Source organism: Streptomyces sp. NPDC034084, assembly GCF_055575535.1.
The window spans coordinates 268,875-289,380 of record NZ_JBVISK010000006.1 but is presented as its reverse complement, the minus strand read 5'-3'; the positions used below and the strand labels follow the sequence as shown (position 1 = coordinate 289,380).

General features: G+C 73.0%; 19 protein-coding genes. 7 read left to right on the top strand and 12 right to left on the bottom strand.

Annotated elements, in window-relative coordinates; translation table 11 throughout:
• Positions 1-21 precede the first annotated feature (21 nt).
• Positions 22-1,023 carry a GlxA family transcriptional regulator gene (locus ACZ51I_RS23050; protein ID WP_468878909.1) on the top strand — a complete coding sequence of 334 codons (1,002 nt, stop codon included), beginning with the start codon at positions 22-24 and terminating at the stop codon, positions 1,021-1,023.
• Here the strand turns inward: ACZ51I_RS23050 and ACZ51I_RS23045 are convergent.
• The 3 genes from ACZ51I_RS23045 to ACZ51I_RS23035 all read right to left on the bottom strand — a co-directional run bounded on the left by ACZ51I_RS23045 (position 984) and on the right by ACZ51I_RS23035 (position 4,282).
• Complete coding sequence (locus ACZ51I_RS23045) at positions 984-2,216, bottom strand: MFS transporter (RefSeq protein WP_468878906.1); 1,233 nt, start codon at positions 2,214-2,216, stop codon at positions 984-986. The genes ACZ51I_RS23050 and ACZ51I_RS23045 overlap by 40 nt on opposite strands.
• 87 nt (positions 2,217-2,303) lie before the next feature.
• Complete coding sequence (locus ACZ51I_RS23040) at positions 2,304-3,353, bottom strand: Zn-dependent alcohol dehydrogenase (RefSeq protein WP_468878903.1); 1,050 nt, start codon at positions 3,351-3,353, stop codon at positions 2,304-2,306.
• Positions 3,350-4,282, bottom strand: coding sequence for an SDR family oxidoreductase (locus tag ACZ51I_RS23035; protein WP_468878900.1), 933 nt, complete (start codon positions 4,280-4,282; stop codon positions 3,350-3,352). The genes ACZ51I_RS23040 and ACZ51I_RS23035 overlap by 4 nt, the downstream gene beginning before the upstream one ends.
• 101 nt (positions 4,283-4,383) lie before the next feature.
• Between ACZ51I_RS23035 and ACZ51I_RS23030 the strand changes: the two genes are divergently transcribed.
• Positions 4,384-5,310, top strand: a complete 927-nt coding sequence (locus tag ACZ51I_RS23030) for a cyclase family protein (protein ID WP_468878897.1) — start codon at positions 4,384-4,386, stop codon at positions 5,308-5,310.
• A gap of 162 nt (positions 5,311-5,472) precedes the next feature.
• On the opposite strand, the gene ACZ51I_RS23025 is transcribed toward ACZ51I_RS23030, so the two are convergent.
• The 4 genes from ACZ51I_RS23025 to ACZ51I_RS23010 form a co-directional block, all read right to left on the bottom strand.
• Complete coding sequence (locus tag ACZ51I_RS23025; RefSeq protein WP_468878894.1) at positions 5,473-5,910, bottom strand: ATP-binding protein; 438 nt, start codon at positions 5,908-5,910, stop codon at positions 5,473-5,475.
• 411 nt (positions 5,911-6,321) lie between these two features.
• On the bottom strand, positions 6,322-7,182 hold the full coding sequence (locus tag ACZ51I_RS23020) for an acyl-CoA dehydrogenase family protein (protein WP_468878891.1): 861 nt from the start codon (positions 7,180-7,182) through the stop codon (positions 6,322-6,324).
• Between the two features lie 7 nt (positions 7,183-7,189).
• Positions 7,190-8,326, bottom strand: a complete 1,137-nt coding sequence (locus ACZ51I_RS23015) for an acyl-CoA dehydrogenase family protein (protein WP_468878889.1) — start codon at positions 8,324-8,326, stop codon at positions 7,190-7,192.
• Positions 8,326-9,516: an amidohydrolase family protein gene (locus ACZ51I_RS23010; protein ID WP_468878887.1), complete on the bottom strand. Its 1,191-nt coding sequence runs from the start codon at positions 9,514-9,516 to the stop codon at positions 8,326-8,328. The genes ACZ51I_RS23015 and ACZ51I_RS23010 overlap by 1 nt, the downstream gene beginning before the upstream one ends.
• Before the next feature lie 136 nt (positions 9,517-9,652).
• On the opposite strand from ACZ51I_RS23010, the gene ACZ51I_RS23005 reads away from it, so the two are divergent.
• Positions 9,653-11,185, top strand: a complete 1,533-nt coding sequence (locus ACZ51I_RS23005) for a class I adenylate-forming enzyme family protein (RefSeq protein WP_468878884.1) — start codon at positions 9,653-9,655, stop codon at positions 11,183-11,185.
• Here the strand turns inward: ACZ51I_RS23005 and ACZ51I_RS23000 are convergent.
• The gene (locus ACZ51I_RS23000; protein WP_468878881.1) at positions 11,133-11,531 is read right to left on the bottom strand and encodes an STAS domain-containing protein; all 399 of its coding nucleotides are present in this window, start codon (positions 11,529-11,531) and stop codon (positions 11,133-11,135) included. The genes ACZ51I_RS23005 and ACZ51I_RS23000 overlap by 53 nt on opposite strands.
• A gap of 193 nt (positions 11,532-11,724) precedes the next feature.
• Here ACZ51I_RS23000 and ACZ51I_RS22995 point away from each other — a divergent pair, with 193 nt between their 5' ends.
• Together ACZ51I_RS22995 and ACZ51I_RS22990 are read left to right on the top strand one after the other, a co-directional pair.
• Entirely contained in the window at positions 11,725-12,306 is a 582-nt protein-coding gene (locus ACZ51I_RS22995; RefSeq protein WP_468878878.1) for a sigma-70 family RNA polymerase sigma factor, read from the top strand.
• A 59-nt stretch (positions 12,307-12,365) separates the two neighbouring features.
• Positions 12,366-13,565 (top strand): zf-HC2 domain-containing protein, encoded by a 1,200-nt coding sequence (locus ACZ51I_RS22990; RefSeq protein WP_468878876.1) that lies wholly within the window; start codon positions 12,366-12,368, stop codon positions 13,563-13,565.
• A gap of 232 nt (positions 13,566-13,797) precedes the next feature.
• Here ACZ51I_RS22990 and purU read toward each other — a convergent pair whose 3' ends face one another.
• Positions 13,798-14,649: a formyltetrahydrofolate deformylase gene (gene purU / locus ACZ51I_RS22985; RefSeq protein WP_468878874.1), complete on the bottom strand. Its 852-nt coding sequence runs from the start codon at positions 14,647-14,649 to the stop codon at positions 13,798-13,800.
• 59 nt (positions 14,650-14,708) lie between these two features.
• Entirely contained in the window at positions 14,709-15,152 is a 444-nt protein-coding gene (locus ACZ51I_RS22980) for an SCO4402 family protein (RefSeq protein WP_468879631.1), read from the bottom strand.
• 216 nt (positions 15,153-15,368) lie between these two features.
• On the opposite strand from ACZ51I_RS22980, the gene ACZ51I_RS22975 reads away from it, so the two are divergent.
• The gene (locus ACZ51I_RS22975) at positions 15,369-16,634 is read left to right on the top strand and encodes an ABC transporter substrate-binding protein (RefSeq protein ID WP_468878872.1); all 1,266 of its coding nucleotides are present in this window, start codon (positions 15,369-15,371) and stop codon (positions 16,632-16,634) included.
• Between the two features lie 6 nt (positions 16,635-16,640).
• On the opposite strand, the gene ACZ51I_RS22970 is transcribed toward ACZ51I_RS22975, so the two are convergent.
• Positions 16,641-18,044, bottom strand: a complete 1,404-nt coding sequence (locus ACZ51I_RS22970) for a hypothetical protein (RefSeq protein ID WP_468878869.1) — start codon at positions 18,042-18,044, stop codon at positions 16,641-16,643.
• Positions 18,045-18,149: 105 nt separating this feature from the next.
• On the bottom strand, positions 18,150-19,532 hold the full coding sequence (locus ACZ51I_RS22965) for a transcriptional regulator (RefSeq protein WP_468878866.1): 1,383 nt from the start codon (positions 19,530-19,532) through the stop codon (positions 18,150-18,152).
• 272 nt (positions 19,533-19,804) lie between these two features.
• Between ACZ51I_RS22965 and ACZ51I_RS22960 the strand changes: the two genes are divergently transcribed.
• A complete protein-coding gene (locus ACZ51I_RS22960) occupies positions 19,805-20,491 on the top strand; it encodes a bifunctional DNA primase/polymerase (RefSeq protein WP_468878864.1) in 687 nt (228 codons plus the stop codon).
• The last annotated feature ends 15 nt before the right edge of the window (positions 20,492-20,506 follow it).

Genomic DNA, 20,506 nt, shown 5'->3' with positions numbered 1-20,506 from the left:
TATGGTCTGGCCCACCACCGAATGACGAAGGGGGCGCTGCCCGTGCCGTCGCCGCACCGCGTCGCCGTTCTCGCCCTGCCCGGCCTCCTCCCCTTCGAGCTGGGCATCCCGCACCGCATCTTCGGCCGCGCGAAGGACCCCCGGGGACGCCCGCTGTACGAGATCGTGACCTGTGCGACGGCTGTCGGTCCGGTGCAGACGGACGCCGACTTCTCCATCCACGTGGAGCACGGCCCGGAGGCCCTCGCCACCGCCGACACCGTCGTCGTGCCCGCCTCGTACGAGCTCGGGCCGGTCCACGACGAGGGCAGGCTCCCCGAGGACCTGGCCGCGGCGCTCGCGCACATCCGGCCCGGCACCCGGCTGGTCTCCATCTGCACCGGCGGGTACGTGCTGGCCGCCGCCGGTCTCCTCGACGGGCGCCCGGCCACCACCCACTGGGCGTCCGCCGAGCACTTCCAGCGCCTCTTCCCGCGCGTGCGGGTCGACGCGGACGTCCTCTTCATCGACGACGGCGACGTCCTCACCTCGGCCGGAGTGGCCGCCGGCATCGACCTGTGCCTGCACATCGTGCGCCGCGACCACGGCACGGCCGTCGCCAACGACGTCGCCCGCAGGACCGTCGTACCGCCCCACCGGGACGGCGGCCAGGCGCAGTACATCGAGCGGCCCCTGCCGGAGACCGGCACCCACACCACGACCACCGCGCGGGCCTGGGCGCTCGCGCACCTCCACGAGCCGATCCAGCTGCGGGACCTGGCGGAGAAGGAGGCGATGAGCGTGCGGACGTTCACGCGCCGTTTCCGCGACGAGGTCGGCATCAGCCCCGGCCAGTGGCTCACCCAGCAGCGCGTCGAGCGCGCCCGGCACCTCCTGGAGTCCACCGGCCTGCCGATCGACCGGGTCGCCCAGGACGCCGGCTTCGGCACGGCCCAGTCGCTGCGCGTGCACCTGATGAGCGCGATCGGAGTGACCCCGACGTCCTACCGCCGCACCTTCCGCACGGGCGCGGCCTCGGCCTGAACGTCCGCGCCGGCGTCGGACGCGCGCGCCGTGCGCCGCGTCAGGCGCCGCTCGCCCGCCGCTCCCACCACCGTCAGCAGCACCGTCAGGCCCACCCCCCAGAGGATCGCCGTCGACGGTGCCACCACCTTGAGCAGCCCGCCCGTGAACGTACCGCTGACCGCGTAACCGGCGCCCACCGCCGCGTACATGACCGAGTACCCGGCGGCGAGCGCGGACGGCGGGAGGACCTGCCGGAGGGCCAGGTTCCGGGTGAGGCTCGCGGGGGCCTGGAGGAGACCGGCGGCGACCAGGGCCACCGCGATGGCGGCGGTCCACGGCAGTACGGCGACCAGCGCGACGCCCAGGGCCACCGCGAGGACCAGGACGAGGGACTGGACGGCCAGCGGGCCGGGCCAGCGCCCCCGGAGGCCGTACACGAAGGCACCGACGGCCGAGCCGATGGAGAACCCGGCGAGCAGGGGGCCCGCCCAGCCGATGCCGATCCCGCGCTGTTCGAGGAGGGCGGGCAGGATCAGCTCGGCGAGCGCGAGCAGAGTGAGACCGGCGGCCCCGAGGAGGTACACGGGCCAGGCCCGCAACAGTGCCCGCCGGAGCGCGGCGCCCTCCTCCTGCTCCACGGCGGCCCATCCGGGCGGCAGCGTCCACAGTCCGGCCACCGCGAGCCCCATCAGGACGCCCTGCAGGAGCAGCGGTACGGCGGGGGCGGCGCCGAGTGCCAGGCCGGTGGTGAGTGCCGGTGCGGCGGCCCAGAGGGCGAAGGTCAGCATCGATTCCGCGCTCATCGCCTGGGTGACGGCCCGCTCGGGGACCAGGCTGGTGAGCAGGGCCCGCAGTCCGCCGGGCACGGCGGCGGGGCCGGCGCCCGCGAGCAGCGCGAGGACGGCGAGGACGACGGGGTGGGCGCCGGGCGCGAGCCCGAGTCCGGCGAACCCGGCGGCGCCGACCGCGAGGCCTGCGGCGAGCTGCGGCCGGGCCCGCTCGGCTCTCATCCGCATGCCGAGGACGGGCGCGGCGAGGATCTCCCCGAGCACGTACGCGGCGGCGAGGACCGCGCCGAGCGTGTAGCCCCCGGGCCGTTCCCGTACGAGGAACACCAGCGCGAGCGGTGCCATGGCGACGGGCAGCCGGCCGGCGACGGTGACGGCGGACCAGGCGAGGACGGGGCGGGTGGCGAGCTCGCGGTAGGACATGTGGGGGACCGTAACGGCCGTACGCACCCGATGCCCAGTGCGTTTCCGCCGATCTCATCCCGCGAGCCCTTGGCGCGCGCTTCCCCCTCAGAACGTGAGCACCCCGCGCGCCACCCTCCTCCGTTCCGCGTCCTCCGCGGCCCGCGCGAAGTCCTCAACGGGGTAGGTCCGGGTGACGAGTTCGTCGAGGAGCAGGGTTCCGGAGCGGTACAGCTCCGCGTAGAGGGCGATGTCCTTCTGGGGGCGGGAGGAGCCGTACCGACAGCCCAGGATCGACTTGTCCAGGAACATCGCGGCCGGGGGGAAGCTCGCCTCCGCCTTCGGCGCGGTCATCCCGAGCAGGACCGCCTGGCCGTGCCGGTCGAGGAGGTCGATCGCGGTCCGGACGAGGCCGGTGTGGCCGACGCACTCGAAGACGTGGTCGGCGCCGGTGGGCAGGATGTCCCGTACGCCGTCGGCGGAGGCGAGGAAGTGCGTCGCCCCGAACCGCCGGGCCACCGCCTCCTTCTCCGGGTTGGTGTCCACGGCGACGATCGTCAGGGCGCCCGCGATCCGGGCGCCCTGGAGGACGTTGAGGCCGATGCCGCCGGTGCCGATGACGACGACGGTGTCACCGCGGCCGACCTTCGCCCGGTTCAGTACGGCTCCGACGCCGGTGAGGACGCCGCAGCCCATGAGGGCGGCGGAGGTCAGCGGGATGTCCGGCGGGATCTTCACGGCCTGGACGGCCTTGACGACGGTACGTTCCGCGAAGGACGAGTTCGACGCGAACTGGAAGAGCGGCCGGCCGTCCCGCGAGAAGGGCCGCCCCGGCATCCCGATCGCCTTCCGGCACATGGTCGGGCGGCCCCGGTCGCAGTCGGCGCAGGCGCCGCAGTTCGCGAGCGTGGACAGGGCGACGTGGTCGCCGGGGGCGACGTGGGTGACCCCGGGGCCCACGGACGCGACGACACCGGCGCCCTCGTGGCCGAGGACGACGGGCGCGGGGAACGGGATGGTCCCGTCGATGACGGACAGGTCGCTGTGGCAGAGCCCGGCGGCGGCGATCGCCACGAGCACCTCGCCGGGGCCGGGGTCGCGTACCTCCAGGTCGTCGACGACCTGGACCCGCTTCCCGTCGAAGACGACCCCTCTCATGATCCGTTCCCCTCACCGGCGTTGGGGCGCTCGCCCGCGGTGGCGGCCCGGGCCATCTCCTCCAGGCGGGCCAGCATCGGCATGGGGTCCACACCGACCGTCCCCGGCAGGAAGTCCGCGATGCGTTCGGGAGTCCAGGAACCCGCCTCCGCGTACCCGGCGCGCAGTTCCCTCGGCTGCGCCCAGACCGCGATCTTGGGGCCGGCGATCGTGTACACCTGGCCGGTGATCCTCTCCTCGCGCGCCCGGTCGCTCAGCAGGTAGACGACGAGCGCCGCCACGTCCTCCGGTTCGCCGATCTCCTTGAGCTCCATGGGGACGTTCGCGGACATCCGGGTGCGTGCCACCGGCGCGACCGCGTTCGCGGTGACGCCGTACTTGTGGAGGCCGAGGGCCGCGCTCCGTACGAGCGAGATGATCCCGCCCTTGGCCGCCGCGTAGTTGGCCTGGGCCACGGAGCCCTGGTGGTTGCCGCTCGTGAAGCCGATGAGCGTCCCGGACCCCTGCTTGCGCATGACCGCCGACGCGGCCCGGAAGACGGTGAAGGTGCCTTTCAGGTGGGTGGCGACGACCGGGTCCCACTCCTCCTCGGACATGTTGAACAGCATCCGCTCGCGCAGGATGCCGGCGACGCACACGACCCCGTCGATCCGCCCGTACGCGGTCAAGGCGGTCTCGACGACCCTCGCTCCGCCCTCCATCGTGGAGATGTCGTCGGCGACGGCGACGGCCGTCCCGCCCGCCGCCTCGATCTCCTTCACGACGGAGGCGGCGACCTCCGAGGTCGGCTCGCCGCCCTCGATGGACACGCCGTAGTCGTTGACGACGACCTTCGCGCCCTCCGCCGCGCAGGCGAGGGCGACGGCGCGGCCGATGCCGCGCCCCGCTCCCGTCACGGCGACGACCTTCCCAGCCAAGAAGTTCCCCACGCCCGGCCCCTTCCCGCGCTTTCTGACGGTCCGTTAGATTCGTTCGTCGTCAGGATTCTACGGTCCGTCAGATACCGGAAAACAAGACCCCGGAGGCCCCGATGTCTCTTCCCGCCGCGTTCCACGAGATCGCCAAGCGCGTCAACAACTGGGGTCGTTGGGGCGAGGACGACGAGATCGGCACGCTCAACCTCGTCACCGACGAGGTCGTACGGGAGGCCGCCGCCACCGTCCGCACCGGCCACCGCGTCCCGCTCGCCGTCGACCTCAAACAGGACGGCGTGCAGACCGGCATGATCCCCGGCCGGGTGAACCCGCTCCACGTCATGGTCCAGGTCAACCAGGAGATCTTCGGCCCCGGCACGGTCGCCACCAGCGACGACGCCGTGACGTTCGGCCTCCAGGCCGGCACCCACTGGGACGCCCTGACGCACGTCTCCCACTCGGGACGCATCTACAACGGCCGGCCCGCCACCTCGATCACCCCGCACGGGCGCTCCGAGTTCAGCGGCATCCACACGGCACGCCACCTCGTCAGCCGGGGGGTCCTCCTGGACGTCGCCGCCGCGAAGGGGGTCGACCGCCTTCCGGGCGACCACGCCGTCACCCCCGAAGACCTCGACGAGGCCGCCGAGTTCGGCCGGGTGACCGTACGGGCCGGGGACGTCGTCCTCGTACGGACCGGGCAGATCCAGCTGTACCTGGCCGGGGACCGGCACGGGTACGCCTTCCCCTCACCGGGCCTCTCGGTCCGCACGCCGGAGTGGTTCCACGCCCACGATGTCGCGGCCGTCGCCAACGACACCCTCACCTTCGAGATCTTCCCGCCCGAGAGAGAGGACCTGTGGCTGCCCGTGCACGCCCTGGACCTGGTCGAGATGGGGATGCTCCAGGGGCAGAACTGGAATCTGGAGAATCTGTCCACAGCCTGTGGACAAGAAGGGCGCTACGCCTTCCTGCTCTCCGCGATGCCCGAGCCCTTCGTCGGCGGCACGGGCACACCGGTGGCTCCGGTCGCGATCCTGTAGATCCCCCCGAGGGACTTTGTGGGCGGCGGCGCGCTCGCACGCGCCCCGAGCACGGCACGACCCGCCGCCGCCCGACCGCGATCCGCACACGCCGAGGGCACCGCCCTCGGCTCCCCTCGCCACGAATCGCTCACCCTAGGGTGGGCAAAACGGAACGAATCGTCAACAGGGCACCCGACTGGACGACAACGGCGTCATCGGAGAGACGGCCACCACCCGGTCCACCTCGCACCAGATGCTCTTGCCGGCGCCCTCCGGCTGCCAGCCCCACCGGTCCGCGAGGCCGTCCACCAGCTCCAGGCCGCGCCCGTTGGTGTCGTCGCCCTCCGCATGCCGGGGCCGCGGCGGGCGGTCGCTCGCGTCGGCCACCTCGACCCGCACCGCCCCCTCCGCGGCGAACAGCATCCGCAGCACCGCCGGGCAGCCCGTGTGCACCACGGCGTTGGTCACGAGCTCGGAGATGAGCAGCACCAGCGTCTCGGCGAGCGGCTCGTCATCCCGTATGCCCGAACCGGCGAGCCGCGACCTGGCCCACCTCCGGGCTCGTCCCACCTCGGCCGGGTCCGGCCCGACCTCCAACTGCACCTGAAGCACCTGCACCGCTCACACCATCCGAACCGGCGGACACACCTTTACGGAACGTGATTCCCTTGTGGAACAGCATGGTTGACGTACAGTCACCGCAACAAGCGCTTCGGGCATATTCCAGCGCGAAGGAGTACGCATGGTCCATACTGTGCGACGCACGCTGCGGGGAGTCGAACGCCGGGGGCGAGCGGCGGGCATTCCCGGCCGCGGAGCCGCCGGAGGGGCGACACCGGGACGATCCGGGCCGATGAGCACTCGCATCCCACGGAGCGTACCGGAGCCGGAGGCCGACTCCGGGCCGTGACGGCCCCGCCGAAGGACACGAGCCGGTATCAACATTGCGTGACGTGTCGGACGCGGGGCGCGACAGCGGCACGGCGCGACTGGCACCGCGACTGGCACCTGGCGCGACCGCCACGGGCGCTACAGTCCGGCGGCCACGATCTCCTCGGCCCGCGCGGCGGGCAGCCGCAGCTCGGCCCGCACCCAGGCCCGTTTCAGGTGCAGGTGGACGTCCGCCTCCCAGGTGAAGCCCATTCCGCCGTGCACCTGGAGGCAGTCCCGCGCGTTGCCGACGGCGGCCTCGTCGGCGAGGAGCTTGGCCCCGGCGATCTCGACGGGATCACCGGTGACGGCGGCGGCCCACACGGCGGCCCGCGCGAGCTCCGCCCGCACGAGCATCCCGGCACAGAGGTGCTTCACCGCCTGGAACCCCCCGATCACCTGTCCGAACTGCGTCCGCGTCCGGGCGTGGGAGACGGCCATGTCGGTGGTGGCCGCGGCGCTTCCGACCTGCTCGGCGGCGGTGAGGAGGGCCGCCTCCGTATCCGTCGCGGGCGCGGACCGCGGTACCCGATGGAGGGGCGTCAGCGGATCGACCGACCGTATCGGGACGGCGTCCTCCACCTCGCCCAACACCACATCGGCCTCGTCCAGCCAAGGGACCAGGCCCTCCGAGGCTCCGGTCACCACGACGCCCCCCTCCGCCGCGCCCGGCACGGTCCCCGCGGCCAGATGCGTCGCGACCAGCGGCCCCGGCAGCAGCGCCCTCCCCGCCTCCTCGAAGACGAGGACGGCCTCGGGCAGCCCGAGCCCGACGCCCCCCTCCGCCTCCGGCAGCCGCAACGTGAAGAAGCCGGCCGCGCCGAGCTCCCGCCACAGGCCCCTGTCCAGGGCGGGCGCGGAGACGGCCGCCCGCAGCGCCTCCCGGTCGAAGAGGCGCCCGAGCAGCTCCCGTACACCCCGCCGCAGCACCCGCTGGTCCTCGGTGAGTCGGAAGTCCATCAGAGGGTCACCGGCCCTTCGGCAGGCCGAGGACGCGCTCGGCGACGATGTTGCGCTGGATCTGGGAGGTGCCGGCCGCGATCGTGTACGAGAGGGAGGACAGCCGGTCGAGGTTCCACTCGCGCCCGAGGTCGAGCGCGTCGGGCCCGAGGACGGCGGCGGCCGCGTCGTACAGCTCCTGGCGGGCGTGCGAGTAGTGGAGCTTGAAGACGGATCCGCCGGTCCCGGGGACCCCGCCGGTCGCCCGGGCCTCGCTGACGTTGGCCTGGACGAGCCGCCAGAGCGCCTGGAACTCGGCGGAGAGCCTGCCGAGTCGGCGCCGCAGGACGGGGTCGTCCCAGGTGCCGTTCTTCCTGGCCGTGCGGGCGAGTTCGCCGAGGACGCGGCGGCAGGCGACGACCTCGCCGACGAAGGCGGTGCCGCGTTCGAAGGAGAGGGTGACCATGGTGACCCGCCAGCCGTCGTTCTCCTCCCCCACCCGGTTGGCCACCGGCACCCGCACCTCGTCGAGGAAGACCTCGGCGAACTCGGTCGACCCGGCGAGGGTGCGCAGCGGCCGTACGGTGATGCCGGGCGCGTCCATGGGCAGGGCGAGCCAGGTGATGCCCCGGTGCCTGGACGGCGCGTCCGGGTCGGTCCGCACCAGCAGCTCGCACCAGTCGGCGACCTCGGCGTGCGAGGTCCAGATCTTCTGGCCGGTGACGACGTACGCGTCCCCGTCCCGTACCGCCCGGGTACGGAGCGCGGCGAGGTCCGAGCCGGCGTCCGGTTCGCTGAAGCCCTGGCACCAGACCTCGTCGCCGCGCAGGATCGGCGGCAGCCACCGCGCGCGTTGTACGGGCGTGCCCTCGGCGGCGATGGTGGGGCCCGCGTGGAGGAGGCCGACGAAGTTGGCTCCGACGTAGGGCGCCCCGGCCAGTTCCGTCTCCTCCAGGAAGATGAGGCGCTGGGTCGGGGAGGCGTCCCAGGGGGTGTCGGCGTACCCCGCGTCGTACAGGCGGCGCTGCCAGCCGCAGTCGTAGGCGCGGCGGGCGGGCCAGTCGAGCGGGTCGGGCCGCTCGGGGAGGCCGGGCAGGGTGGCGGCGAGCCACTCGCGCAGCCGGGCGCGGTAGGCCTCCTCCTCGTCGGTGCAGGAGAGGTCCATCAGACGATGCCCAAGTCCAGCATGCGGATGGCGTTGCCGCGCATGAGTTTGTAGACCGTCTCGTCGTCGAGGCCCTGGACGTGGTCGAGGGCGACCTCCTTGGTGTGCGGGAAGGTCGAGTCGACGTGCGGGTAGTCGGTCTCGAAGGTGGCGTTGTCGCGGCCGACGGCGTCCAGGGACGCGATGCCGTGCTTGTCGCGGAAGAAGCAGCAGAAGATCTGCCGGTAGTAGTACGTGGACGGCGGCTCGGGGACGAGGTCGCGGACGCCGCCCCAGGCGCGGTGTTCCTCCCAGACGTCGTCGGCGCGTTCGAGGGCGTACGGGATCCAGCCCATCTGGCCCTCGCTGTAGGCGAGCTTGAGCCGGGGGAACTTGACCAGGACGCCGGAGAAGAGGAAGTCCATCATCGAGGCCATCGCGTTGTTGAAGCTGAGGGAGGCCTGGACGGCTGGCGGCGCGTCGGGCGAGGCGGCAGGCATCTGGCTACTGGATCCAATATGCATGTTCACCACCGTCCCGGTCTCCTGGCAGACGGCGAAGAACGGGTCCCAGTAGCCGGAGTGGATCGACGGCAGGCCGAGGTGGGTGGGGATCTCGGAGAAGGTGACGGCCTTGACGCCCCGGGCGGCGTTGCGCCGGATCTCGGCGACGGCGAGGTCGATGTCCCAGAGCGGGATGATGCAGAGGGGGATCAGCCGGCCGCCGCTGTCGCCGCACCACTCCTCGACCATCCAGTCGTTGTAGGCGCGGACGCAGGCGAGGGCGACCTCCTTGTCGTGGGCCTCGGCGAAGGTCTGGCCGCAGAAGCGGGGGAAGGTGGGGAAGCAGAGGGAGGCCTCGACGTGGTTGAGGTCCATGTCGGCGAGGCGGGCCTTCGGGTCCCAGCAGCCGGGGCGCATCTCCTCCCGGGTGATCCCCTCCAGGGTCATGTCGTCGCGGTCGAAGCCGACGGCGGCGATGTTCCGCTTGTACGGGAACGTGAGGTCCTCGTAGATCCACCAGTCGGTCGGCGGCCCTTCGGGGTCCATCGTGATCCGGTACTTGCCCGCGACGTAGGCGAGCTCGCCGATGCCGGCGGTGAGGGGTCGGGGGCCCCGGTCTCGGTACCTGGCCGGGAGCCAGGTCTCGAAGAGGTGCGCGGGCTCGATCACGTGGTCGTCGACGCTGATGATGCGGGGCAGTTCCGTCATGACCCCTCCATTTTTCTGATGACCCGTCAGATACGGACTCGGCATCAGGCTAGCCTCGCGCCCCTGGACCGACAAGCGCCGGACCTCTACGCTCACCGCACTATCTGACGGAACGTCAGCCAAGAGGAGTACGGTCATGGACCAGACCGCGTACGCCCTGGGCGGGTCCCGCACGCTCTGGGAGCTCGTCGAACGCCGCGCCGCCCTCACCCCCGACCGGCCCGTCCTCCTCCAGGGCGACCGCGTCCTCACCTTCGGCGGCCTCCGCGAGCGCGCCGAGCGCTGCGCCGCCGGTCTCCACGGAATGGGGGTGCGCCCCGGCACCGTCGTCGCCTGGCAGCTGCCCACCCGCATCGAGACCGCCGTGCTCTCCTTCGCGCTCGCCCGCCTCGGCGCCGTGCAGTCCCCCGTGATCCCCTTCTACCGGGACAAGGAGGTCGGCTTCGCGCTGCGCGAGTCGCGGGCCGAGTACTTCGCGGTCCCCGGCATCTGGCGTGGATTCGACCATGCGGAGATGGCGCGGAGGCTCGGCGCGCGCGGCGTCTTCGAGGCCTACGAGGACCTCCCGGACGGTCACCCGGCCGTGCTGCCCCCGCCACCCGCCTCCGGGACGGACGTCCGCTGGATCTACTGGACCTCCGGCACCACCTCCGACCCCAAGGGCGTCCTGCACACCGACCGCTCGCTCCTCGCCGGCGGCTCCTGCCTCGCCCACGCCCTCCGTCTGACGGCCGAGGACGTCGGCTCGATGGCCTTCCCGTACGCGCACATCGCCGGGCCCGACTACACGGTGATGCTCCTGCTGTACGGGTTCCCCGCCGTGATGTTCGAACAGTTCTCGCTGCCCGAGGCGCTCGACGAGTACAACCGGCACGGCGTGACGGTCGCCGGCGGCTCCACCGCCTTCTACTCGATGTTCCTCGCCGAGCAGCGCAAGCAACCCGGGAAGCCCGTCATCCCCACCCTCCGGCTGCTCGCGGGCGGCGGGGCGCCCAAGCCGCCCGAGATCTACCATGCGGTACGCGAGGAGCTGGGCTGCCGGCTCACGCACGGGTACGGCATGACCGAGGTCCCCATGATCACGATGGGCGCCCCCGACGACACCGACGAGAACCTCGCCTCCACCGAGGGCCGGCCGCCCGCCGGCATGGAGATCCGGATCACCGCCGACGGCGAGGTCCGGCTCCGCGGCGAGGCCGTCTGCCGGGGTTACCTCGACCCGGCGCAGTCGGCCGCCGCCTTCGACGAGGACGGCTTCCTCATCACCGGCGACCTCGGGCACCTCACGCCGAGCGGCCACCTCGTCCTGACGGGCCGTGTCAAGGACATCATCATCCGCAAGGGGGAGAACATCTCCGCCAAGGAGATCGAGGACCTCCTGCACCGCCATCCGGACGTGGGCGACGCCGCCGTCATAGGACTCCCGGACGCCGAGCGCGGCGAACGCGTCTGCGCCGTCGTCGAACAGCCCCCGGGCGCCGCCCCGCTCGGCCTCGCGCAGGTCACCGCCTTCCTGCGGGAGGCCGGACTCTCCGTCCACAAGCTGCCCGAACAGCTGGAGGTCGTGGACGCGCTGCCCCGCAACGAGACCCTGCGCAAGGTCCTGAAGTACAAGCTCAGGGAGCGCTTCGGCCCTGCGCCGGCACACCCGGCGAGGCCGCCCCGGTGAGCGCGTCCGGCATGTCCTCGTACACGTCGAAGAGACGGCGCACGCCGAGCGCGGACAGCACCCGGCCGACGTGACCCTCCCGGTCCGGCCGTTCCTCCGGGAGGACGAGGCGGAGCCGGCCACCGCAGGAGCGGAGCAGCCGGCGGGACGCGATCAGCACGCCGACACCGCTGGAGTCGCAGAACCGCACGCCGGTCAGGTCGATCATCACGTCGTGACGGCCGCCCGCGACGGCGTCGTGGACACGGCGGCGTATCCCCGGGGAGGTGACCAGGTCCAGTTCGCCCCGGACATGGAAGACCGTCCAGGATCCGTGCACGTCCTCGTCGACCTCGATCGTCGTCACGGACGCCGCCTGCCCCGCCGGGAAACGCCGAAACCCCCGAGCCCGGAGATGACGCTTTCCTTACCATCCGCATCCGCGTCAAGGGCGCACTTGCGGCAAACAGGCGTGCGTTGTCGGAGCGGCGCATTACTTTGGAGAGGAACCGGGCGCCGGGAACCGGGGATCCGGGATCCGGGAAGGGGCGGAGGGCCGTATGGCGATGGACACACCACCGCGCTGGGACCGCAGGATGCAGCAGCGGCTGGCGCGCGGGGAGGCCGCTGCCCTGGGCGAGTTCTACGACCGGTTCGCCGCGCTGGTGCACAGCCTGGCCCACCGCGTCCTCGACGACGACGCGGCGGCCGACCAGGTCACCCGCGAGGTCTTCGGCTACATCTGGGAGAACCCCGACTCGTACGACCCGAAGCAGGGCAGCATGCGCTCGTGGGTCGCCCGGCTCACCCAGCGGCAGGCCGTGCACCGGCTGCGCCAGGCCGAGGCGCTGGCGTACGCGGAGACGGGGATCGGCTCGGCCGAGGAGCTGGAGCAGAAGGTCCACCGGGCCTCGGTCGCCGCCCGCGCCGACTACATCGTGACCTCCCTGCCGGCGCCGCTCCGGAAGGCGCTCGAACTGGCGTACTTCCAGCGGCGCGACTACCGGCAGACCGCCGCCGACCTCGGCGTCACCGAGGACGAGGCCCGCCGACGCCTCCGGCTCGGCCTCCAGCTGATCTCCTCCGCGAACACCCGGCCCCTCGAAGGGTCCTCGCCGCCCGGTTACGGACGGACGCCGTGACCGGGGCGAGCGGCGAAGCGGACGACGTCGCACGCGCCCCCTGGATACCCGGGCCCCGCATGGCCGCGGACGACCACGCGGACCTGACGGCACGGCCGGAGGCGGAGGCGGAGGGCCAGGAAGCGGACGACCCGGAGATGGAGGAGCCGGAGGTCCCGGACCTCACCCACAACGTGCTCAAGTCCCTCCTCGGGGCCTGGGCACTTTCGGCGTGCTCCGCCGGCGAGACCCGGGCCGTCGAGATCCACCTCACCTCCTGCGCCCCGTGCGCCGACGAGGCCCTCCGGCTCCGCGACGCCGTCGCGCTCCTCCACGAGGACCGCGAGCTGGACCTCGACCCGCTGCTCCGCTCCCGCGTCCTGGAGAACTGCCTGGGCCGGCGCCCCGCCCGTATCCCCGTCCCCGACTGGGTCACGCCGTACGACGCGGAGACCGCCCGGCTCGACGCGCTCCTCCGGGACATCGGCGAGTCCGAGTGGCACGCGCCGGTACGGCTCAAGTGGTACGAGGAGGACCGGATCGTGCGCCGCAAGGCCACCGTCGCGGCGGTCATCGGCCACCTCCTGGCGGTGGACGGCCTCGTGTCGGCGGCCATGGGCCTGGACGACCCGCTGGGCGCCGGGGTCCCGGAGCTGTCCCCGACGGAGCGGACGCAGGCGTTCTGGTCGGCCCTCGACCGGCCGCCGAACCGGTCCGTCCGGGGCCCGTGGCGGGACCAGTCGCACACGCTGATCCGGACGGCCGCCTTCGCGGGCCGAGGGGTGGCGGACCTGACCGTCACCTACAAGGACTTCGCCCTGCCCCTGCGGGACTCCCTCCTGGAGCGGGCCTTCGAGTGCTGGCTGCACGCGGACGACATCGCGACGGCGGTTGCCTACCCGTACGCGCCGCCCAGCGGCCCGCACCTGCACGGGATGATCGACCTCGCGGCCCGACTGCTCCCGGCGGCCCTCGCGAACCGCCGCCGCACGGGCCTGGCCGGCCCCGCCAAGGAGCTCGTCACGGCGGGCGCGCCGGGCCGCTCGCTCCACCTGGAGGTGGAGGGCGCGGGCGGCGGCCACTGGTACATCGCGCTGGACTCCCCGGCGGCGGTCGGCTCCCCGGAACGGGCGGTCGCGCAGGTGGCGATGGACGGCGTGGAGTTCTGCCAGCTGGTGGCGGGGCACGTCACCCCGGAGGAGGCGGCGGCGGGCCAGGACGGCGACCGCGAGGCCATCCGGGACGTCCTCTCAGCGGCGGCGTCGCTGAGCCGCCTGTAGCCGCGCCGCGCGCGCCGCGGCCGTGCGGGCGTGTGCGCCGTACTGGCGGTGCGGGTCAGGGCACGGAAGCCTAGGCCCGGCAAGGGGCGCCGTCCCGTTGTGCCCACCCGTTTCGCCCTGCGGAACGACTGCTCACAACGGGGGTGCGGGTGGGCAACGTCCCCGCGGAACGACTGCCCCCAACGGGGTGGGTGGTGGGGCGCCGCCCCGCCGGAACGGCCGACCGCGACGGCTACGCGAAGACGACCGTGCGGCGGCCGTTCAGGAGGATGCGGCGTTCGGCGTGCCACTTGACCGCCCGCGCCAGCGCCTGGCACTCCACGTCACGCCCGACCGCCACCAGCTGGTCCGGCGTCACCTCGTGTCCGACGCGCTCGACCTCCTGCTCGATGATCGGGCCCTCGTCGAGGTCGGCCGTCACGTAGTGCGCGGTCGCGCCGATGAGCTTCACACCGCGCGCGTGCGCCTGGTGGTAGGGCTTGGCACCCTTGAAGCTGGGGAGGAAGGAGTGGTGGATGTTGATGATCCGGCCGGAGAGCTGCTTGCAGAGGTCGTCGGAGAGGACCTGCATGTAGCGGGCCAGGACGACCAGCTCGACGTTCTCGGAGCGGACGAGCTCCAGCAGCTCCGCCTCCGCCTCCGGCTTGTTCTCCTTGGTGACGGGGATGTGCCGGAACGGGATCCCGTACGAGCCCACCAGCTCCTCGAACTCCGTGTGGTTGGAGACGACCGCGACGATCTCCACCGGCAGCGCCCCGATCCGCGAGCGGAACAGCAGGTCGTTCAGGCAGTGGCCGAACTTCGAGACCATGAGCACGACCCGCATGGGCTGGTCGGCGCGGTTGATCTGCCAGTCCATGGCGTAGGAGTCGCCGACGGCGGCGAAGCTCGCCCGGAGCTTGTCGACCGTCACCGGGGCCTCGGCCGAGAAGTGGACCCGCATGAAGAAGAGACCCGTGTCACGGTCTCCGAACTGCTGGCTGTCCTCGATGTTGCAGCCGGTGATGAAGAGGTAGCTCGACACGGCGTGCACGATGCCCTGCTTGTCGGGGCACGAGAGGGTGAGGACGTACTGGTCGGTCATCCCGCCAGCCTCCCACACCCGGCCCCGCCGGGAGGTCCGCGTCCGTCTGGCGGAACGGTTCAGGACCGGGTCATGATACGCAGCACGTCGAGGGAGCGCGGGGGCGTGTCGGGGTCCTCGCCGTCGGCGTGGGCCAGCCGGACGTGGGCCTCGCGGGCGGCGCGTACGGCCTCGGGCCAGCCGGGGTGCGCCACGTACGCGGAGACGGGGGCGTCCGGTCCGACCTGGTGCATGATCCGCAGCACCCGGAGGACGGCGGCGTCGACGAGGGCGGCCTCGCCGGAGTCCCGGAAGATCGAGCCCACGTACTTCTCGGCGGACCAGTTGTCGAGCCAGGTGTCCTCGACGAGGCGGTAGACGGCGTCGGTGACGTCGCCGTACCCCTCCTGGCCGGCCAGCCAGGTCGTCTCGTGGAACGCGGGGTCGGAGAGCATGTGCAGCGCCGAGCGCACGTTGATGCGCCAGCGCCACCACGGCATGTCGTTGAGCGGCATGCCGCCCATGGTGGAGGAGCGACGGCCGCGACGGGAAGAGTTAACCGAACCGGAGACCGGGCCGGGGACTGGACTGGACACGTTTCGATCGTACGTTCCCTTGTCCGGTCAGCGGACCCGCCCCCTTCCGCGCCGGGCGCCCGCCCCCGTAATTCACCTTCACGTCACCCCCCGTTGAACCGTGCTCACTCCCGCGTTACCCATGAGGCGGAAATGTGCATGCCCATGACCGGTAGGCGACTGACCTCACTCCTCGCGTACGTCACGACCGCGGCGGCCGCGGCGTCGCTGCTCACCGGGTGTGACGTGCTCCCTGGTGCCACGGGGGGCTCCAGGGAGCCCGTCACGGTGATGACCTGGGCTCCCGACCAGACCCGGGCGACCAACATGCCCGGAATGCCCGCCATGGCGCAGACCTACGCCCGGTGGGTCAACGCACAGGGCGGCATCGACGGGCACGAGCTGCGCGTCCTCACCTGCAACGAGGAGAACAGCACCGCCGGCGCCGCCGCCTGCGCCCGCCGGGCGGTCCGCGAGAACGCGGTGGCCGTCGTCGGCTCGTACAGCCAGAACGGCCGCGCGTTCATGGCCCCGCTGGAGGCCGCGGGCATCCCGTACATCGGCGGCTACGGCATCGCGGAGGACGAGTTCACCAGCCCGCTCTCCTACCCCGTCAACGGCGGGGTGGCCGCGCTCGTCGCCGGGCACGGGATGCAGCTCGCCGACGCCTGCGACCGGGTCTCCCTCGTGCGCCCCGACACCACCGCGGGCGACAAGCTCCCCGAGCTCCTCAACTCCGGGCTGCGCAAAGCCAGTCACCGGATCGCCGTCGACATCCCGGCCCTGGAGGACTCCGCCGAGTACACCCGGCAGGCCGAGCGCGCCCGCAGCCGGGCCGGCCGCCGGAAGGGCTGCGTGACCGCCGTCCTCGGCGAGCGCACCCAGACCTTCTTCGACTCCTTCCGCCGCCTCCCCGGGCAGGAGGAGAAGCGGGAGAAGGACACCGTCCGGATCTCCTCGGTCCTCGGCAGCGTCGACCAGCCCGTCATCGACCGCACCGGCGGCCCCCACAGCCCCTTCGAGGGCGCGTTCGTCACCGGTTGGTACCCGGAGGCGGGCGACCGGAGCTGGGGGCCGATGCGGAAGGTCATCCAGGAGTACGCGTTCGTCGACAACCGCGTCGACCCGGCCGACGCCGGCGTCCAGACCACCTGGATCGCGTACACGGTCCTCAAGGAGGTCATCGAGTCCCTCCGGCAGGACACGATCACGGCCGGGCAGATCAGCCACGCCCTCGACCGGGGCGAGCGGATCGACACCGGCGGCCTCACCCCCAGCCTGCGCTGGAAGTACGAGGACCTGCTCGGCGCCCCCGGCTTCACCCGGATCGTCAACCACGAGGTGACCTTCCAGGTGGTCCGCCAGGGGCGGCTCGTGGCGCAGAAGCCCGGTTTCGTCGACGTCGGCGAGACCGTCCTCGGCGCCCCGTGAGCCCGCTCAGAGCTGCGTCCAGCTCCGCTTCTCCAGGCCGTACTTCGCGGCGGTCGGGTTCCACAGCCCGGCCGCCGTCTTCTTGGCGGCGCTGGCCTCGCCGCTCTTCGCGTCGCCCGCGGCCTTCTGACTGGTCGACCGGGCGTGGCCGCCCTTGCACGCCTTCTTGGCCTTCATCTGGCCGGCCCAGGCCGCGTAGTGGTCGTCGGCGGCGGCCGAGGCCTGCCAGGCCTTGGTGAGCGCCGCCGTCAGCGCGGCGTTGTCCGGGATCTTGTCGACCGACAGCGCCTGGAGCCTGGTGATCAGCCCGCGGCGCTGCTCGGCGGCGCCGCGCAGATCGCTCGCGGCCTTGTCGAGGTCCTTGCACTGGTTGATGGACGCGACCGAGCCGATCACCGTCTGACGGCTGCTGCTGCTGGTCGCGAGCAGCTTGCTGAGCTCCTGCGCCTGTGGCTCCGCCGGGTCGGCCGGCTTCTCCGTGGGCTCGGGCGCCCCGGTGGAGGGCGCGGCGGAGCTCGCCGCCACGTTCTGCCCGGGGGTCTTGGGGTCCTTCTCCTCGTCCCCGCCGCTGAGCAGCATCCCGGCGCCGAGGCCCACGACCGCGCAGCCGACGACCACGGCGGCGATCAGCGCGAGCGGCGACCTGCGGCGCGGCGCGGGCTCGTCGTCCTCGTAGTAGGCGTCCTGGTAGGCGTACTGCTGCTGCGGGGGCTGCGGCGGCTGGTGGTGCTGCTGGTGCTGGGGCTGCTGCTGGTACGGGGCCGGGCCCGGCTGCTGGTAGCCCTGCGGCGCGTGCGGCTGCTGGGGCGGGCGCGGTGCCTCCGTACGGAAGAGGCTGTCGAACTCGGCGGGCGGCTGCCGCTCACCGGGCGTCTGCGGCGGTACGTGGGCCATGTACTGGGTCGCGTCCGAGGATCCGGCCGGACCGGGGCCCTGGGGCGCGAGCGGGCCCGTGCCGAGGAACTGGGTGTCGGAGCCGCCGCCCTGCTGCGGCGGCACCGGGGCGATGAAGCGGGTCGCGTCAGAGGAGCCGGCCGGCGGCGGGTAGCCGTACCCCGGCTGCGGGCCGCCCTGCACGGGCGGCATCCCGCCCTGCTGCGGAGGCGTCCCGCCCTGCTGCATCCCCGCCTGCACCGGCGGCATCCCGCCCGGGACCGGCGCGATGTGCTGGGTCGCCTGCATGTCGGCGGCGGCCGGAGCACCGGGGCCCGGGTAGCCGTACCCGGGCTGCGGCGGTATCGGCGGCAGGTACTGGGTGGACTGCATGTCGGCGGCGCCCTGCGGCGCCTCCGGGGGCAGCGGCTGCGCGGGCGGCAGCGGCTGCCCGCCCGGCTGACCACCGGCGGGGCCCCAGGCGCCGCCCCACGGCTGACCGCCGCCCTGCTCCGGACCCTGTCCGTTCTGCGTCACCGGGACTCCCACTGATGGACCTGCCTACGGAATCGTCGACTCACGCTACCGGGTGCCGACTGGGCCCGCACACACGTGTGAGACCGGTTACACGGTTGACACGCTCTATGCCGCGTAGAGCTCCATCCGCGCGCCGAACTCCCGCACCACCGCCTCCCCCGCGTACGGCTCCAGACGCGCCCGCAGGTCCTCCAGATACTCCGCGCCCCTCGACGACCGCAGTGTGCCGAGGAGTTCGAGCGCCTGCGTCCCCGTCCGGCAGGCCTGCTCCACCTCCCGCTGCTGGACCTGCGCCGCGGCGAGCAGCGCGAGACCGATCGCGCGGCGCCGCGCCCGCGTCTCCGGATGCCCGGCGACCGACTCCTCCGCGGCCCGCGCCGCCGCCTCCGCCTGCCCCAGGTCCCGGTAGCAGTGGGCCAGTTCGTCCGCGAGGTAGGCCGCGTCGAAGTGGGCGATCCACACCGGATCGTCGCCCGCCTCCGGGTCGGCCCGGCCGAGCGCCCGTACGGCACGGCCCGCGGCCGTCTCGAAGGCGCGCACGTCGCCCATCAGCGCGTGCCCGCGCGCCTCCGCCGCGAGGAACATCGCCTCCGCGCGCGGCGGCACCTTCCCGCGCGCGCCCTCCTGAGCCGCCCGCGCCAACTGGGCGATCTCCCGCGGATTGCCGAGCTGCGCCGCGAGGTGGCTCATCGAGGCGGCGAGCACATAGCCGCCGTACCCCCGGTCCCCCGCCGCCTGCGCGAGCCGCAGCGCCTGGATGTAGTACCGCTGGGCGAGGCCCGGTTCACCGGTGTCCACCGCCATGTACCCGGCGAGCTCGGTCAGTCGGGCGACCGCCGCGAAGAGCTGGCGGCCGACCGCCTCCCGGTACGAGCCGGACAGCATCCCCGACACCACGCTGTTGAGGTAGTGGACCACCACCGGCCGCACATGACCGCTGCCGAAGCGCCGGTCGAGGTCGACGAGCGCGGCCGTCATCTCCCGTACCGCCGCCACGTCCGCGACCCCGACGCGGGCCCCCGCCATCCGGGCCACATGCGCGTCGGGCCCCGTGATCAGCCAGTCCCTGCTGGGCTCGACCAGGGCGGAGGCCGCGACCGTCGAGCCGTTCAGGAAGTCCCGGCGCCCCACGTCGCTGCGCCACAGCTCACAGACCTGCTCGATCGCCCCCGGCACGGTCGGCGCGAACTGGAGCCCCACCCCGGCGGCGAGGTTCCGGCCGTTGGCCATGCCGACCTCGTCGATCGTGACCGTACGGCCCAGCTTGCGGCCCAGCGCCTCCGCGATGATCCCGGGCGCCCGGCCGCGCGGCTGCTGCCCGCGCAGCCAGCGCGCCACCGACGTCTTGTCGTAGCGCAGATCGAGGCCGCGCTCGGCGCCGACCATGTTGACCCTGCGGGCGAGACCGGCGTTGGAGCAGCCGGCCTCCTGGATGAGCGCCTGGAGCCGTTCGTTGAGCTGACGCGGAACGAGTGGCCTGGCTGCCATGTGTACCCCCTGAGGCCGTGCGGTGGTCATCGGAGAAGGGATCACTGCCCGGCGGCAATCCGGTCAATGCCGATGTGAACACGCGAAACCGGACACGTCGGCCGTGAGGGATGAAGCCACCCCCCGCCGCCGGCGCCCCCACCTCTGCGTACCCACCCCCGCTCCCCGGCCCTCCGCGCGCCCCCGCCAGTGCACCCATGCGCCCCGCGTGCAGGATCGATGCGCCAACACGGCCGCCGCCACGCCCGTAACCCCAGGTGGCGGGGGAAGTTGTGTTCACCGTGGAAGAGACCATGGGAGTCACGGAAGCCGCACAGATCCCCAAGCAGCGGGGCGAGCAGCTGCTGGACAGCGCCGTGCGGTACGCGGAAGAGCGGCACTGGGACGTGTTTCCCGGGACCTGGCTCGAGGCCGTCGAGGGCCGGGAGCGCTGCTCCTGCGGCGCCGACGCGTGCGCCGTCCCCGGCGCCCACGCGATCAGGCCCGACTGGTCGACCCAGGCGACCGGGAGCGGGGTCGGGGCGCGGCGGATGTGGTCGAAGACGCCGAAGGCGTCGATCCTGCTGCCCACCGGCCGCACCTTCGAGGCGATCGAGGTGTCCGAGTCGGCCGGCTTCCTGGCGCTCGCCCGCATGGAGCGCATGGAACTGACGCTCGGCCCGGTGACCTGCACGCCGGACCGCCGGATGTACTTCTTCGTCCTGCCCGGCGCCGCCACGAAGGTCCCGGACCTGGTCCGCAAGCTCGGCTGGGCCCCGGCCTCCCTCGACCTGGCCACGCTCGGCGAGGGCCATTACGTGGCTGCCCCGCCCACCCGGATCGGCGGCTTCGGGGCGGTGCAGTGGGCGCGGCGCCCCACCCCGGCGAACCGCTGGCTGCCGGACGCGGAGGAGCTGATCAGCGCCCTCGCGTACGCGTGCGGCCGGGAGGCGGCGGAGGCGAGGAGCCGCACCCCGTGACCCGTGGGCCCGGTC